The 16407-nt window shown below is 62.2% G+C and carries 13 protein-coding genes and 1 tRNA gene; 13 read left to right on the top strand and 1 reads right to left on the bottom strand.

Features of this window, described 5'->3' with window-relative positions:
* Window positions 1-65 precede the first annotated feature (65 nt).
* The 7 genes from KIT02_RS08920 to KIT02_RS08895 all read left to right on the top strand — a co-directional run bounded on the left by KIT02_RS08920 (window position 66) and on the right by KIT02_RS08895 (window position 8251).
* Window positions 66-142 (top strand) — tRNA-Arg (locus KIT02_RS08920).
* Window positions 143-238: 96 nt separating this feature from the next.
* Entirely contained in the window at window positions 239-541 is a 303-nt protein-coding gene (locus KIT02_RS17585; RefSeq protein WP_366520534.1) for a potassium-transporting ATPase subunit F, read from the top strand.
* A gap of 14 nt (window positions 542-555) precedes the next feature.
* Complete coding sequence (kdpA, locus tag KIT02_RS08915) at window positions 556-2265, top strand: potassium-transporting ATPase subunit KdpA (RefSeq protein WP_297577028.1); 1710 nt, start codon at window positions 556-558, stop codon at window positions 2263-2265.
* Between the two features lie 12 nt (window positions 2266-2277).
* Window positions 2278-4335 carry a potassium-transporting ATPase subunit KdpB gene (kdpB, locus tag KIT02_RS08910; RefSeq protein ID WP_297577026.1) on the top strand — a complete coding sequence of 686 codons (2058 nt, stop codon included), beginning with the start codon at window positions 2278-2280 and terminating at the stop codon, window positions 4333-4335.
* A 10-nt stretch (window positions 4336-4345) separates the two neighbouring features.
* On the top strand, window positions 4346-4912 hold the full coding sequence (gene kdpC / locus KIT02_RS08905; protein WP_297577024.1) for a potassium-transporting ATPase subunit KdpC: 567 nt from the start codon (window positions 4346-4348) through the stop codon (window positions 4910-4912).
* Window position 4913: 1 nt separating this feature from the next.
* Window positions 4914-7574 carry a sensor histidine kinase KdpD gene (locus KIT02_RS08900; protein WP_297577022.1) on the top strand — a complete coding sequence of 887 codons (2661 nt, stop codon included), beginning with the start codon at window positions 4914-4916 and terminating at the stop codon, window positions 7572-7574.
* Window positions 7571-8251 (top strand): response regulator, encoded by a 681-nt coding sequence (locus tag KIT02_RS08895; RefSeq protein ID WP_297577020.1) that lies wholly within the window; start codon window positions 7571-7573, stop codon window positions 8249-8251. Before KIT02_RS08900 ends, KIT02_RS08895 begins: the two co-directional genes overlap by 4 nt.
* A gap of 71 nt (window positions 8252-8322) precedes the next feature.
* On the opposite strand, the gene KIT02_RS08890 is transcribed toward KIT02_RS08895, so the two are convergent.
* Window positions 8323-9990 carry a Na/Pi cotransporter family protein gene (locus KIT02_RS08890; protein WP_297577018.1) on the bottom strand — a complete coding sequence of 556 codons (1668 nt, stop codon included), beginning with the start codon at window positions 9988-9990 and terminating at the stop codon, window positions 8323-8325.
* Between the two features lie 278 nt (window positions 9991-10268).
* On the opposite strand from KIT02_RS08890, the gene ugpB reads away from it, so the two are divergent.
* From ugpB to KIT02_RS08860, 6 genes are all read left to right on the top strand, one after another.
* A complete protein-coding gene (gene ugpB / locus KIT02_RS08885) occupies window positions 10269-11594 on the top strand; it encodes a sn-glycerol-3-phosphate ABC transporter substrate-binding protein UgpB (protein WP_297577016.1) in 1326 nt (441 codons plus the stop codon).
* A 104-nt stretch (window positions 11595-11698) separates the two neighbouring features.
* Entirely contained in the window at window positions 11699-12583 is an 885-nt protein-coding gene (gene ugpA, locus KIT02_RS08880) for a sn-glycerol-3-phosphate ABC transporter permease UgpA (protein WP_297577014.1), read from the top strand.
* A gap of 11 nt (window positions 12584-12594) precedes the next feature.
* Window positions 12595-13443: a sn-glycerol-3-phosphate ABC transporter permease UgpE gene (gene ugpE, locus KIT02_RS08875; RefSeq protein WP_297577012.1), complete on the top strand. Its 849-nt coding sequence runs from the start codon at window positions 12595-12597 to the stop codon at window positions 13441-13443.
* A gap of 3 nt (window positions 13444-13446) precedes the next feature.
* Complete coding sequence (locus KIT02_RS08870) at window positions 13447-14484, top strand: sn-glycerol-3-phosphate import ATP-binding protein UgpC (RefSeq protein WP_297577009.1); 1038 nt, start codon at window positions 13447-13449, stop codon at window positions 14482-14484.
* Between the two features lie 234 nt (window positions 14485-14718).
* Complete coding sequence (locus KIT02_RS08865; RefSeq protein ID WP_297577007.1) at window positions 14719-15489, top strand: DeoR/GlpR family DNA-binding transcription regulator; 771 nt, start codon at window positions 14719-14721, stop codon at window positions 15487-15489.
* The gene (locus KIT02_RS08860; RefSeq protein WP_297577005.1) at window positions 15486-16265 is read left to right on the top strand and encodes an HAD-IIB family hydrolase; all 780 of its coding nucleotides are present in this window, start codon (window positions 15486-15488) and stop codon (window positions 16263-16265) included. The genes KIT02_RS08865 and KIT02_RS08860 overlap by 4 nt, the downstream gene beginning before the upstream one ends.
* Window positions 16266-16407 lie beyond the last annotated feature (142 nt).

Here is a 16407-nt window from a genome sequence, read left to right as displayed (position 1 = left end):
AGCCATGTATGGGTTGCGCCGCTTCGGAACAAACCGCTCCGAACGATGCCGCCAAGGCGGCCTGCGCGCCCGTAGCTCAGCTGGATAGAGCACCAGACTACGAATCTGGGGGTCAGGAGTTCGAATCTCTTCGGGCGCGCCATTTCATCCACGAGATTGAACCCTTTTCTGGCTCAGATTTTCGTGGGCGATCGATGCTTGCAGTCCGTCCTCACGTGGGTGGACGGACCACCTCCGTATGGGCATCGGTGGCGCCGGGAACGGCGCGCCGACCTTTACACAATCCTTATGCCCGTCCCGGGCAATCCGAATGGAATGCTTACGGGCGAAGGGCGCATTGCTGGGCTTCTCGTTTGGAGGCTCATGCCATGCTCGATTTCCTGTTCATCATGCTCGGTGCCGGGGTGCTCGCTTTGCTTGCGGGCTACGCACTCGTGCTCAATCGGCTGTGAGAATTGCCATGCTGATCCTCGCCTTTGTCACTGCCGTAGGCCTTGCAGCCTATCTTCTCCTGACGCTGCTGCGTCCGGAGCGGTTCTAAGCCGGAGACTTTCCATGACCATCACCGGATGGCTGCAGATCGGCGTCGTGCTGATCGCAGTGCTTTTGCTTGCCAAGCCCCTGGGGCTATACATGGCTCGCGTTTTCGCCGGAGAGCGGACCTGGCTCTCTCCCGTTCTCGGCCCGGTCGAGAAGGGGTTTTATGGCCTGGCCGGTGTCGATCCGGACCAGGAACAGACATGGCTGAGCTATGCTCTGGCCATTCTGACCTTCAGCATTGCCGGGTTCCTGGCGCTGTTTGCCATTCTGCGCCTGCAGGGCATCCTGCCGCTGAACCCGCAGGGCTTTGCTGGCCTGCCGCCTGATCTGGCCTTCAATACGGCCGTCAGTTTCGTCACCAATACCAACTGGCAGAACTATGGTGGCGAAACCACCATGAGCCATTTCAGCCAGATGGCGGGCCTGACCGTGCAGAACTTCCTGTCCGCTGCCGCTGGCATCGCCGTGGCCATGGCCACGACGCGCGCTTTCGTGCGTTCCAGGGCCAGTGCATTGGGCAATTTCTGGGTCGATATGACCCGCGCAACGCTCTACGTGCTGCTACCCCTCGCCATCCTGGTTGCGATTGCCTTCATCGCCCTGGGCCTGCCCCAGAGCCTTGACGGCAGCTTCGTCGCCACGACGCTGGAAGGCGCGCCGCAGACCATTGCCACGGGTCCCGTGGCCAGCCAGGAAGCCATCAAGCAGTTGGGCACCAATGGCGGCGGTTTCTTCAACGTCAATGCCGCCCATCCCTTCGAGAATCCCAATGCGTTCTCGAACTATCTCAACATCATTGCCATGCTCTCGATCTCGCTGGCGCTGGTCTATAGTTTTGGCCAGTTGGTCGGCAGCCGTCGCCAGGGCTGGGCCCTGATCGCGGTCACCCTCGTGCTCCTGACCGCAGGCATCGGCGGCGTTTACTGGGCCGAAACCGCTGGCAATCCGCTACTCCATGCCGTGGGCGTCGAGGCCGCACAGGGCAATATGGAAGGCAAGGAAGTGCGCTTCGGCCAAGCCATGACCGCGCTCTATGCGGCCGTCACGACGGGCCTTTCCGACGGTGGCGTCAATGGCATGCATTCCTCGCTCACCCCGCTGGGGGGCATGATCCCCATGTTCCTGATCCAACTGGGCGAGGTGCTGCCAGGCGGCGTCGGGTCGGGACTTTACGGGATGATCATCTTTGCCATTCTCGCCGTCTTCGTGGCCGGCCTGATGGTTGGGCGCACGCCTGAATTCCTGGGCAAGAAGATCGAGGCCCGCGAAATGAAGCTGGCCATGCTGGCCGTCCTCATCCTGCCACTGGCCATTCTGGGTTTCACGGCTGTGTCTGCCGTCGTTGAATTCGGCGTCAGTGCGATCAACACGCCCGGACCGCACGGCCTGAGCGAAATCCTCTATGCCTTCTCGTCGGCTGCAGGCAATAACGGGTCGGCCTTCGGCGGCCTGAGCGGCAATACGCCCTGGTACAATACCACCCTGGGCATAGCCATGCTGCTCGGACGGTTCGCTTGTATCGTGCCGGTTCTGGCAATTGCCGGATCGCTGGCCACCAAGCCACGCGTCCCCGCCTCGTCGGGCACATTCCCCACCGACCGGCCGCTCTTTGTCGGGCTCCTGATCGGCATCATCCTCATCATGGGCGGATTGCAGTTCTTCCCCGCCCTGGCTCTCGGGCCCATCGCCGAGCATTTCGCCATGCTCGCTGGCCAGAGCTTCTAAGGACCCTCCATCATGTCCACTTCCGCAAAACCCATCTCCGTCTTCAGCCCGGCCATTCTGGTGCCGGCCCTGCGGGACGCCGTAATTAAACTCGACCCGCGCCAGTTGATCCGCAATCCGGTGATCTTCGTCACCGAGATCGTGGCCGTGCTGGTCACCGCCCTGCTTGTCCAGGATCTTGTGACCGGCAGCGGGACCGTTGCGTTTTCGGGTCAGATTGCCCTCTGGCTCTGGTTCACTGTGCTCTTTGCCTGCCTTTCCGAAGCCGTGGCAGAGGGTAGGGGCAAGGCGCAGGCCGAAAGTCTGCGGCGCTCCAAGACCGACCTATTCGCCAAGAAACTGCTGTTTCCTGAAAAGGCCGGCGACCACGCTTCCGAGGTCATTCCGGCCAGCCGCCTCAAGGTTGGCGACGTGGTTATCGTCGAGGTCAACGACCTCATTCCGGGCGATGGCGAAGTCATCGAAGGCGTTGCCTCGGTCAACGAGAGTGCCATCACCGGTGAATCCGCCCCCGTCATCCGGGAAGCGGGTGGCGACCGTTCGGCGGTTACCGGTGGCACCCAGGTCATCTCCGATTGGCTCAAGGTGCGCATCACGACGAGGCCGGGCGAGGGCTTCGTCGACCGGATGATCGGTCTCATCGAGGGCGCCAAGCGGCAGAAGACCCCCAACGAGATTGCTCTCTCGATCCTGCTTTCGGGTCTGACGCTGATCTTCCTGATCGCCGTGGTCACGCTTTATGGACTGGCCCTTTACTCGGGCACCGATCTCTCCGTGGCCGTGCTGGCCGCGCTGCTCGTCACACTGATCCCGACCACGATCGGTGGCCTGTTCTCGGCTATCGGTATCGCCGGCATGGATCGCCTGATCCGCTTCAATGTCGTCGCGACCTCGGGCCGCGCTGTGGAAGCGGCTGGCGATGTCGACACGCTGCTGCTCGACAAGACCGGCACCATCACCTTCGGCAACCGCATGGCGTCCGAATTCATCCCCGTTGACGGTGTCAAAGAAAAGGACCTGGCTGAGGCCGTGCTGATGGCTAGCCTCGCCGACGAGACCGCCGAAGGCCGGTCGATCGTGGCCCTGGCGCGCGATGAATACCATGTGATCGAGCCGGCTCATGCTGCCAGCGCGACATCGTTTATTCCCTTTTCGGCCCAGACGCGCCTGTCGGGTGTCGATGTCGAGGGCCGGCGCATCCGCAAGGGTGCGGTGGATGCCGTGATGCGCTTTGTCGGCGTCGACAAGGCCCAGGCTGGCACTGAGTTCAACAAGGCGGTCGATGCCATTGCCCGTTCCGGCGGGACGCCACTGGCCGTTGCCGAGGCCGATCGTCTGCTCGGCGTTGTCCACCTCAAGGATGTGGTCAAGCCGGGTATCAAAGAACGATTTGCCGCCCTCAGGGCCATGGGTATCCGCACCGTCATGGTGACCGGTGACAATCCTGTCACGGCGGCGGCCATTGCCTCGGAGGCGGGCGTCGATGATTTCCTCGCCGAAGCCACGCCCGAGCAGAAGCTGGACTTTATCCGTCGCGAACAGACCGGCGGGCGCCTCGTGGCCATGTGCGGAGACGGTACCAATGACGCGCCGGCTCTGGCCCAGGCCGATGTTGGCGTGGCCATGCAATCGGGCACCCAGGCGGCCCGCGAGGCCGGGAATATGGTGGACCTGGATTCGAGCCCGACCAAGCTCATCGAGATTGTCGAAATCGGCAAGCAGATCCTGATGACGCGCGGGGCGCTCACCACCTTCTCCATCGCCAATGACGTGGCCAAGTATTTTGCCATCATCCCGGCCTTGTTCGTGGCCACCTATCCTGGTCTCAACGCCCTCAACATCATGGGCCTCACCTCCCCGCAATCGGCCATTCTCTCGGCCGTCATCTTCAACGCCCTCGTCATCGTCGCACTGATCCCGCTGGCCCTGCGCGGTGTCACCTATCGGCCCGTCGGCGCGGCGGCGCTGCTGTCGCGCAACCTGCTCATCTACGGGCTGGGTGGTCTGGTCGCTCCGTTCGTCGGCATCAAGCTGGTGGACATGGCCGTGACCGCGCTGGGCATCATCTAGGAATACGACCATGCTCATTCAAATTCGTCCCGCAATCGTCTTCACCCTGGCTTTTACCCTGCTCACCGGCATCGCCTATCCATTGGCCATGACCGGCATAGGCCAGGCCGTTTTCCCGTATCAGGCGAATGGCAGCCGCATCGAGCGCAATGGCGTATTGGTGGGATCAGAGCTGATCGGCCAGACCTTTGCGTCTGCGCAGTACTTCTGGGGGAGGCCCTCCGCTACTAGCCCAAACCCTTACAATGCAGGCGCCTCGAGTGGCTCCAATCTGGGCGCCACCGATGCCCGCCTGGTGCAGCGGGCCGCCGAAACCGTTGCAGCATCCCGCCAGGCATCGCTGCCCGCGGATGCGGCGACGACGTCCGGCTCGGGTCTTGATCCGCACATCTCCCCCGAATACGCAGCCCTGCAGGTGGCCCGTGTGGCAGAGGCGCGCAACACGCAGCCGGCCGTCGTCCAGGCTCTTCTCGATCGCATGACGGAGCGGCCGACCTTGGGTATATTCGGCGAACCCCGCGTCAACGTGCTTGCGCTTAATCTGGCGCTCGACCAAGAGACGCCTTTGGCGGAATGAAATGAGCCAGCCTGCCGACGCGAACCGGGCCGACCCCGAGGCCCTCTTGAAGCTTGCCGCGCGCGAAGGGCGCGGCAAGCTCACGATTTTTCTCGGCATGGCGCCAGGTGTCGGCAAGACTTATGCAATGCTTGAGCGTGCCCGTGCCCAGCTTGCCAAGGGAACCGATGTGGTCATCGGCCTTGTCGAGACGCATGGCCGGCCGGAGACTGCAGCCTTGGCCCAAGGTTTGGAAATGCTGCCCCGCGCCCATGGCGCCGGTGACTATGGCGAGCTCGATCTTGATGCCGCCCTTACGCGCCATCCGCAATTGATTGTCGTGGATGAACTGGCCCATTCCAACCCTCCAGGCGCCCGTCACCCCAAGCGGCATCAGGACATCGCCGAGTTGATCGGTGCCGGCATCGATGTGTGGACGGCGCTCAACATCCAGCATCTCGAAAGCCTTTCGGATCTGGTGGCCCGCATTGCAGGCGTGCCGGTGCGCGAGACCGTTCCCGACATCGTCCTCAAGCAGGCCGATGAAGTGGTGCTGGTCGACTTGCCGCCGGCCGAACTGATCGAGCGGCTCAGGGCCGGGAAGGTCTATCTGCCAGAAAATGCAGGGCGGGCAATTGATGGTTTTTTCAGGCCTGCGACACTCACCGCCCTGCGCGAGCTGAGCCTGAGGCGGGCCGCCGACCGGGTCGACGACCAGATGGTCGATTTCTTGCGACAGAGCGCAATTGAAGGACCCTGGGCCACGGGTGAGCGCCTGCTGGTCTGCGTTGGTCCGGACGATATGTCCGAACGCGTGGTGCGGGAGGCCAGCCGCCTGGCCTCCGGGCTCAATGCGCGTTGGACCGTGCTCTCAATCGCGCGCGCCCACGGACTGCCGCCCAGTCCCGAGGCCAGCGACAGGCTCGAAGCGACTTTGCGGCTCGCCGAGCGACTCGGCGCCGTCATCCGTCGTGAAACCGGCGACGATTTCGTGGAGGCCATCCTCAAGGCAGCACGGCGCGAGAATGCCACCCAGATCGTGATCGGTCGCAGCACCAGCAAGGCGTTCTGGCGCCGCTCACTGCCGGACGCACTTTTGCAAAAGGCCGGCGATATCGGCGTCCACGTCGTCGCTTTCGAACCCGGCCGGACGAGGCGCGTGCGGCCCCAGCGGCGCAGCGTCCCTGAATGGTTCCTATCCCTCGGCGTGCCCGTACTGGCGGTCGGCGCGACGACGCTGCTTGGACTTGGCCTTTCTGCGCTCGTGGCGCTGCAAAACCTCTCCATGCTGTTTCTGGCGGCCGTCCTTGTGGCGGCGGTGATTGCGGGCCGGTTCTCCGCCTTGCTGGCCTCGGTTCTGTCGTTCCTTGCCTACAATTTCTTCTTCATCGATCCTACCGGCAGGTTGACGATTGCCCAGCCCGAAGAGGTGCTGTCGCTGGCCATATTCGTCGCCGTGGCGTTGGCGGCCGGGCAACTGGCAGCTCGGTTGCGCCTCAGTATCGATCGCTCAAGCCAGCAGACGCGACAGGCCCAGGCCCTTCTCGATTTTGCTCGCAAGATGTCTGGCGCCTTCGGCCGGGAGCAGGTGCTCGATACCATTGCCAGCCATTTGCATGGCGCCCTGGGGCGAGCGAGTGTGGTCCTCGCGCCCGATGAAGCCGGAGAGCTCATCCTCGCATCGGCCTGGCCGCCGGATCAGGATCTGGATGGGACGGCGATGACCGCGGCGCGGTGGGCTTCCGACAAGCGTGAGGCTTCCGGCTTCCTGACCGGGACCCTCCCGCAGGTGCCTTACCTGTTCCGCCCGATCCTCTCTGGCCAACGGGTGCTCGGCGTTGTCGGCCTTGCCATGGTGCATGAGGATGGGCCGCCACCGGAGGCTGAGCAGCGCACGTTGAGCGCTCTGCTCGAGCAATCAGCCATCGCCCTGGACCGGGCGCGGTTGACGCGCGAGAACACGAGTGCCTCGGTCGCGCGCGAGGGGCAGAAAATACAGGGCGCGCTTCTGTCGTCACTCTCACACGACCTGCGCACGCCACTGGCGGCCATAACCGGGGCAGTCACGACGCTCCGGGAGTTGGGTGACCGGCTGCCCGAGGCCAGTCGCGCTGACCTCTTGGCCTCCATCGAGGAAGAGGCCGGCAGGCTCAATCGCTTCGTCGGCAATCTCTTCGAGATGACGCGGATTGAGGCCGGGATGAGCAGCGTTCGCGGCCAAGAGGTCGATGTCGAGGCGGTTCTCACCGCATCCATCCAGCGCGCCCGGCGTCTGCATGCCGCGCTCGATGTCCAGACAAGCCTGGCCAAAGATCTGCCTCAGGCCAGCGGCGACCCGGCGCTGCTCGAACAGGTGTTGTTCAACCTCCTCGATAATGCCAGGAAATATGGCGGCGACGGCGCGATTACTGTGCATGCCCGGCCAGAGGGAGGCGACATCGCCATTGCCGTGACCGATCAGGGCAAGGGTATTCCCGAGGACGAGTTGGAAAAGGTCTTCGAAAAATTCTACCGTCGCTCCAAGGGCGATGGCCGCCAGGCAGGCACCGGACTTGGACTTGCCATTGCGCGGGGCTTTGTTCAGGCCATGGGTGGCTCGATCAAGGCGGAGAGCCCCGCCTTGCGGCGTCGCGGCACGCGCTTCATCGTCAGATTGCCACGCGCCGAAGAGGCTGGTTCATGAAGCCCCGGATCCTCGTCGTCGATGATGAGCCGCAGATCCAGCGTTTTCTGCGACCTGCGCTCGAGGCAGTCGATTTTGAAGTCGAGACGGCTGACACCGCTGCCATGGCCAAGCGCCTTGCGGCCATCCGTGCCCCCGCGCTCATCGTGCTTGATCTGGGCCTGCCCGATGGCGATGGCAAGGATGTCATCGCCACAGTCCGGGCCTTTTCCAAGGTCCCCATCATTGTGCTGTCGGCCCGCGACCAGGAGACAGAAAAAATCGCAGCGCTCGACGCCGGAGCCGACGACTATCTGGAAAAGCCATTTGGCATCGGCGAACTGCTGGCCCGCATCCGGGTCGCGTTGCGCCATGTCGAACCCGTGCCAGTGCCGGCCGGTCCGCAAGCCATCGGCTCCATCGTTCTGGATCGCGAAAAGCGCGAACTCCGCCGCGGTGATGAGCGTATTCATCTGACGCCGAAGGAGTATGAGCTTTTCGTCCTTCTGGCAGACCATCAAGGCCGGGTGGTTACGCATGCCGACGCCCTGCAACGCGTCTGGGGCACGGCTCATACCGAGGATGTGCAGTATCTGCGGGTGGTAGTCGGCCAGTTGCGGGCCAAGCTGGACGGCAACGAAACCAGCCTCATCGAGAACGAGCCCGGCGTCGGTTATCGGCTGAAAGAGCACCGTTGATCAGGTCGATGGCCGATCCCCACCGGCGCGTCCTTTCATCGCTTGAGCCCTGATGAATTGCCGGACGCCGCTCAGGTCGCAGCGGAGCGGCGGGCGAGGCGTGAGTTGAGCAGTTCACCGTGCTCACTCAGGATCGAATAGGCGATGCCGCACAGCAGGGAATTGACCCGGCGCAGCGAGCGCACGGTTTCGAGGTGAAGTTCACTGGTTTCAAAGCTGTTCGGATTGCCCGAGCGCAGGCGCGAAAAGTGGTCGCCCATGCTCTTGCGCTCCATGACGCCAACCGCGTCCTTCTCCGATACCAGCTGGCGCGCCGACTCCACATCTTCGGAAACCAGCACATTGAGGGCGAGTTGCAGATTGCTCATGACCCGCGCATGCAGGTCGATCAATTCTCCCCAGCCAGCCTCTGAAAAGGTGAGGCGACGTTCCTGCAATTGATCGGCGACGCGCAGCAACTGCCGGACGATGATGTCGGCTGCCTGCTCCAGGCTGACAGCGTAAGTGCTGAGATCGGAGGCGCGGCGGGCCTGCTCGTCGTCCATCTCATTCCAGTCGAGTTGCGTCAGAAACAGTTTGATGGATGAATTGGCCTGGTCGACTTCAGGCTCCAGTGCCTTGACCCTGCGGATCGCGGTCTTGTCATCTGTTCTCAGGATCTCGATGGCCGGCTGCAGCATGACCTCGACCATCTCGCTCATGCGCAGCAATTCGCGCATGGCGCTGGCCAGCGCCACGTCCACATTACCTTTATGCCCGCTGCCAAGGGCAGTCTGGCGGAAGCGGGCAATGTCGGCGGACTCGGCGGATGGCGCCTCCTTGACCAGGCGATTGAGCAGCCGCGTTACCGGGGCGGCGAGGGGGAGGCCGATGATCAGGATGGCGAGGTTGAACCCGATATGCAGCAGGCTTGCCTGCTGCCCCACATTTCCCGGCAATTGCGCAAGTGCCGGCAGCAAGAACTGTAGCGCGATAAGGAAGATCACCGCCCCGCCACCGCGCAGGACAACCGCACCAATCGCGATCCGCCTGGCGCGCACGTCGCCCCCTCTGGTCATGCCGAATGCGATAAGGGTGCCGCCCAGATTGGCCCCCAGAACCAGCGCCGATGCGATTTCCAGCGGAATTACGCCGGCTGCGCCGAAGGTGATGATGACGAGCACGCTGGCAACGGATGAGTAGGACAGCCAGGTGATCGCGGCAGCGACCAGAAAGCCGGTCCAGGGATCGCCGCGCAAATAGCCGACTGCTGCCTGCAACAGATCGCTGCCGCGCCAGGGTGCCGTGGCCTCGGAGACCATTTCGAGCGAGAGCAGCACGAAGGCGACACCCAGGATCATGCGGCCCAGCTGTTTGGTCTGGCGCGAGTTTCCGCGCAGAAACAGGATGCCACCGATGATGATCAGCGGGGCCATCAGCAGCGACAGGTCGAACGACAGGATGCTGGCCACGACGGCCGATCCGAAATAGGCCCCCAGGACCAGGGAGAGGCCGGTTGCTCCTGCGAGCAGGCCACCTGAGGCAAAGCCCGATGCCAGCGCGGCAACGGCGGTCGAACTCTGCAGGGCCACGGCCATGACGGCGCCAACACTGGCCGCTGATAACGCACTTTTTTCGGCATGACCCAGAGCGCGCTTGAGTTGTGCCGAATAGGCGCGCTCGACCGCCGTGCGCACCATGCGGACCGCCCAAAGCAAGAGCACGATTGCCGCGGCCAGCTGCACAACTATGAAATACATGTATCGAGCGCTCCCAATGGTCCAGTCACGACCAATCCGCATGATGTTCACACGAACATGGCCGGTGCAATCGATCTTACATGAAGGCCACCTGCTTCGCGACAGTAGCGAACAAGCATTTGATTTTCCGTGCATCAAAGTGCTGTCGGATTGGAAGATCGAACACAAAAAATGTTCAAATGAACAATTTCTGGTTGCAAAACCTCTGCCGCGCGGTACGAATTTACCTTCGTCCCGGGGCAGGGAGGCCCTGGACCAAAGAAAAGATGGGAGAGAGCATGTTCAAGAACGCATTGTTTTTGTCAGCAGGGCTGACCGCCGTCATCGTGGCAACGCCGACCTTTGCGCAGACCGAAATTGCCTGGTGGCACGCGATGGACGCGGAGCTGGGGCAGCGGCTTGAGGGAATTGCACAGGGTTTCAATGACAGCCAGGATGAGTTCGTGGTGGTCCCGAGCTACAAGGGCACCTATCCCGAGACCCTGACGGCCGCGATTGCAGCCTTCCGCGCCAATGAGCAGCCGGCAATCGTCCAGGTGTTCGAAGTGGGCACTGGCACGATGATGGCGGCCCAGGGCGCCGTGAACCCGGTCTATCAGCTCATGGCCGACAATGGTGAGCCCTGGGACCCGAGCGGGTTTCTGGCCCCGGTGACCGGCTATTACTCGGACACCGACGGCAATATTCTGTCGATGCCGTTCAATTCGTCCACTCCGATCATGTATTACAACAAGGACGTCTTCGAGGCGGCCGGCCTTGATCGCGAAACTCCGCCCAAGACCTGGGCCGAGCTTGAAACGATGAGCCGGCAGATCATGGAGTCCGGCGCTGCGCCATGTGGTTTCACCACCGGCTGGGTCAGCTGGGTGCAGCTGGAAAACCTGTCCGCCATCCATGACCAACCCTATGGCACCATGGACAATGGTTTCGGCGGCCTTGGCACCGAATTTACCTTTAACGGCCCGGTTCAGGTCAAGCACTGGGACAACCTGAAGAAGTGGGCCGATGAAGGCCTGTTCCAATATGGCGGTCCTGTCGGTGGCGGTGATGCGCCGCCGAAATTCTATGCCCAGGAATGCGCCATCTACATGAATTCCTCGGCCTCGCGCGCCGGCGTCATCAATAATGCCAAGGAATTCGAAGTCGGTTTTGCGCCTTTGCCATACTATGACGACGAGATCGAGGAGCCGAAGAACTCCATCATTGGCGGTGCCACCCTGTGGGCCCTCAATGGCAAGGACCCGGAAGTGTACAAGGGCGTAGCCCAGTTCTTCACCTATCTCTCGAGCCCCGAGGTGCAGGCTGAGTGGCACCAGGCGACCGGCTATCTGCCGATCACCAATGCCGCTTTTGATATGGGCAAGGAGCAGGGCTATTACGAAGCCAATCCCGGCTCCGATATCGCCATCAACCAGATCACCCGCGGCACGCCTTCGGTCAATTCCAAGGGAATCCGGTTTGGCAACCTGACCCAGGCGCGTTCGGTTGTCGACGAAGAGTTCGAGGCTCTGCTTTCGGGCAGCAAGACCGCCCAGGAAGCCCTGGATGCTGCTGTCGAACGTGGCAACCAGATCCTGCGCGACTTCGAAGCCGCCAATAGCTGAACCTCCCAGGATCATCCCGGTGCCGTGGCATCGGGGTGATCCACCCCGGGCGGCCAATGGCCACCCGCAATTCGTGATGCGACTGTCGGGGGAGCTTCCAGTCCATGCAAACCAAGCGCACCGTATTTCCCAGCAAGTTCTTGCCCTATGCCTTACTGGCTCCGCAGCTTGCAGTGACGCTGGTCTTTTTCATCTGGCCCGCCGCGCAGGCGGTGAAATCCTCTTTCGAGCGTGAGGATCCGTTCGGCTTCCGGACGACGTTCATCTGGTTCGAGAATTATACGCGGCTGTTTTCCGAGCCCGGATATGTCAACGCCCTGACCAAGACCGCGATCTTCGCGGTATCGGTCACCCTGTTGTCGATGAGCCTGTCGCTGTTGCTGGCTGTGGCCGTGAACAGGGTCATCAGATCCAATCGGGCCTATACGACGATGCTGGTCTGGCCCTATGCCGTGGCCCCGGTCGTGGTGGGCATTCTGTGGTGGTTCATGTTCAACCCCACAATCGGCATTGCGCCCTATCTGCTGCGCGCGGTGGGCATCAGCTGGAACCATCGCGTCGACGGTACGCAAGCCATGATACTGGTGGTCATCGCGGCCAGCTGGAAGCAGATTTCGTACAATTTCCTGTTCTTCGTGGCGGGGCTGCAATCGGTACCCCAATCGCTCAATGAAGCCGCGGCCATCGACGGAGCAGGGCCGTTCAAGCGGTTCTGGACCATTGTCTTCCCGCTCCTCTCGCCCACGACGTTCTTCCTTTTGATCGTCAACATCAATTACGCCATGTTCGATACGTTCGGGCTGATCGACGCCACGACGAATGGCGGCCCCAACCAGGCCACCAACATCCTCGTTTACAAGGTCTATGCCGACGGCTTCCTCGGCCTCAACATTGGCTCTTCGGCGGCGCAATCGGTCGTCCTGATGCTCATCGTCATCGCCCTCACCGCAATCCAGTTCCGCTATGTCGAGCGGCGCGTGCAGTACTAGGAGCCCGGACCATGGTAGAAAATCGCCCCTGGCTCAGTTTCCTCACGCATCTGGTGCTGATCGTCGGCGTCGTGATCGTGGTTTTCCCGGTCTATCTCGCCTTCATCGCCTCGACCCATGGCAGCGGCGACTTCATGCGCGGCCTTGTCCCGCTGTTGCCGGGTCCGCACCTGGTGGAGAATTATGGCCGCATGCTCACGGAGGGCATTTCGACAGCGGGCGCGCCGCCGCTTTCAATCATGCTGATGAACTCCACGATCATTGCCATCGTCATCGCGGTGGGCAAGATCGCCATCTCGCTGCTATCGGCTTATGCGATCGTGTTCTTCCGGTTTCCGTTCCGGCTGCTGGCGTTCTGGATCATCTTCATCACCCTGATGCTGCCGGTCGAAGTGCGCATCATTCCCACCTTTGCCGTCGTGGCCAATCTGGGCCTGCTCAATTCCTATGTCGGGCTGACCCTGCCCCTAATCGCCTCGGCCACGGCGACTTTCCTGTTCCGGCAGTTTTTCCTCACGGTTCCGGATGAGTTGATGGAGGCCGCACGCGTCGATGGGGCCGGGCCGATGAAGTTCTTCCGCGATATCCTCGTTCCGCTGAGCCGGACCAATATCGCGGCACTCTTCGTCATCCTCTTCATCTACGGCTGGGTGCAGTACCTCTGGCCTCTGCTCGTTACTACCGACAGCCAGTATTATACGGTGGTCATGGGCATCAAGCGCCTTGCGGCCACAGCCGATTCAGAACCGCTTTGGAACCTCGTCATGGCCTCGGTGATCCTGGCCATGCTTCCCCCCGTCCTTGTCGTCATTTTCATGCAGCGCCTGTTTGTCAAAGGCCTCGTGGATACGGAGAAATAAGCCATGGCAACCATCAAGCTGGTCGACCTCAAGAAGAGTTATGGCAATGTTCCTGCCGTCAAGGGCATCGACCTCGATGTCGCCGATGGCGAACTGATCGTGCTGGTGGGCCCCTCCGGCTGCGGCAAGTCCACATTGCTGCGCATGGTGGCGGGCCTTGAAACGGTGACTTCCGGCCGCATCGAGATTGGCGGCAGAGATGTGGTCAAGGCAGAGCCCGCCGAGCGCGACATCGCCATGGTGTTCCAGAATTACGCGCTCTATCCGCATATGAGCGTGCGCGGCAATCTGGAATATGGGCTCAAGAACCGCGGTACACCACGGGCGGAAATCGATCGTCGTGTAAAGGAAGCGGCCGATATCCTGGAGATCGGGCCGCTGCTTGAGCGCAAGCCACGCCAGCTTTCCGGCGGGCAGCGCCAGCGCGTTGCCATGGGCCGCGCCATCGTGCGCGAACCAGCGGCCTTTCTATTCGACGAGCCCCTGTCAAACCTCGACGCCAAGTTGCGCGTGCAGATGCGCGTCGAGATCCGCCGGCTGCAACGGCGCCTCAAGACCACAAGCCTTTACGTGACCCATGACCAGCTCGAGGCGATGACCCTGGCCGACCGGCTGGTGGTGATGAATGGTGGTCTCGTCGAGCAGATCGGCACACCCACCGAAGTCTATGACCGACCGGCTACGCTTTTCGTCGCCGGCTTCATCGGCTCGCCGCCCATGAACCTGATTCCGGTCAGCGCATTGGGCGAGGGCGCAGACTTGAGCCCGGACACCGACCTTGTGGGCCTCCGACCCGACCAGATCGTTCTGGAGCGGCCGGAAGGCCAGGTCCTGACGCTCGATGGAACCGTCGAGTTGCTGGAGCCCGTGGGGGGAGAAAGCCATCTGCATGTGCGGGTGCAGGGTGCCGATCAGCCCGTGATCCTGACGATTCACGGCCGGCCATCTCTCGAAGAAGGCAAAACTGTCACACTGTTTGCGCGTCCGCAGGATATTCACCCGTTCAACCGGGAAAGCGGCAAGCGCACCGACAATCCGTAACCTGGTTTGACGCGCCGCGATTTCGAGGAGTTGGCAGCCGTGCCTTCGGGGACATTTCATTTGAACGACAAGACGTTCGGCATGTACCGGCACGATTGGGTCGCGAAGCGCCGCACCAGGGCGTGGGCGTGTGGCAATTCTATGCATCTGTATTCATTCAGGAATGCTGGACCGGCCGGTGTCGTTACCGTTGGTGCTGGGCCCTTCCTGAGGCGGTCGTGAGGCGGAACGGTCATGCTATCAGACCGACAACGCGACATTCTGGCGTTGATCGAGGCGGAAGGTGCTCAATATATCGAGCAACTGGCCGACCGCTATGATCTGACCACGCAGACAATCAGGCGCGATATCAACGCCCTGTGCGATCAGGGCTATGCGCGCCGCTTCCATGGCGGCGTCGACGTCCCGGTCGGATCGCGCAACATTTCGGTCAATGCCCGTGCCGCGCTCAATGGCAGCGCCAAAAGGGCGATCGGCCGCCGGGTCGCGGCGGCCATTCCACCGGGATCAACGGTGTTCATGGGCATTGGCAGCACGGTGCAATTTGTCGCCTCTGCATTGCGCGACCACGCGTCGCTGCGCGTCGTCACCAATAATATCGATGTGGCGCTGACGCTCAGCGATGCACCGCAGATCGAGGTGCACATGACTGGTGGCGTCCTGAGGCACAATGACCGCGACGTCATCGGCGCCGATGTCCTGCACTATTTCGACAAGTTCTACGCTTCGCACGCGGTGATTGGCGCCGGCGCGCTCGACGCGGGAAAAGGTGTACTCGACTTCAGTTACTCCGAGGCCGAGGTCACGATGAAGCTGGTCGAGAATGCACGCCAGCAATTCCTGGTGGCCGATGCGAGCAAGTGGAGCCGCGATGCCTCCGTGCGCGTTGTGCCGTTTGCGGCGGTGTCGCACCTGTTCACCGACAGGCTCCCCACGGATGCGCTGGCCCGGGAAGCGATCAGTACTTCGGGTATCGCGGTGGAAATCTGCGGGTCGGACGCATGAGTTTCATCGGCCCCGCTCCAGAAGAAGGCGACCTGCGCCATATCGGTGTGCTTTTCACCGATATCGACGACACGCTGACGACGCATGGCCGATTGCTACCTCAGACATTTCAGGCGCTGTGGGACCTCTTCGAGGCCGGCGTGTCGGTGGTGCCGGTAACCGGCGGATCGGCCGGGTGGTGCGAGCACATTGTGCGCGCCTGGCCGGTGGCGGCGGTGATCGGGGAAAGCGGCGCCTTCAGCATGACGGCGCGGAGGAACCGCGTCGAAGTCCGCTTCTGGGATGACGAGGACCGTCAGGCCCAACGGCAAGCTGCCCATCTTGAGGCCGTACGGCCCTTGCTGGGGCAATTTCAACTGGCCCATGACCAGCGGTTGCGCCTTGCCGATGTGGCCATCGACATCATCGGTCAGGACGTCGCCGAGGTCGAAGCCCTGGCGCAAAGCATCCGCAATATCGGTGCAAGTGTTGCCATCAGTTCGGTGCATATCAACACCTGGCTGGGGCCCTATGACAAGCGCACCATGAGCGAGCGGCTCCTGGCTGAGCTCGGGCTGGCCGAAGGCTCGACCCCGACGGATATTGGTTTCGTCGGGGATTCGCGCAACGACGCGCCGATGTTTGCCCTGGTCGACAAGTCATTCGGCGTCGCCAATATCGTCCCGGTACTGCCCCTGCTTCCGGCCAGACCACGATGGATTTCCAGCAGCGAAGCGGGTTTGGGTTTCGCCGACATCGCGCAAGCCATTGTTGCGGCCCGCAGGGCCAGCCGATAGCCGACCCTGCCTGACATGGCGCCTCATCCGGGAGTGGCGCCGCCCGCAACGTGCGTTGCGGTTCTGAGCTTTTGAATTGTCGCGCTCTCGATCCTCGGGTCGGAGCCCGAGGAGAAAAGTGGTATCCACTTTTCTTGAGAAC

Origin of the sequence: Devosia sp. (assembly GCF_025809055.1) — a bacterium.
Lineage (GTDB): Bacteria > Pseudomonadota > Alphaproteobacteria > Rhizobiales > Devosiaceae > Devosia.
Note: the sequence above shows the minus strand (reverse complement) of the source record. Positions and strands in the feature narration are given on the sequence as shown.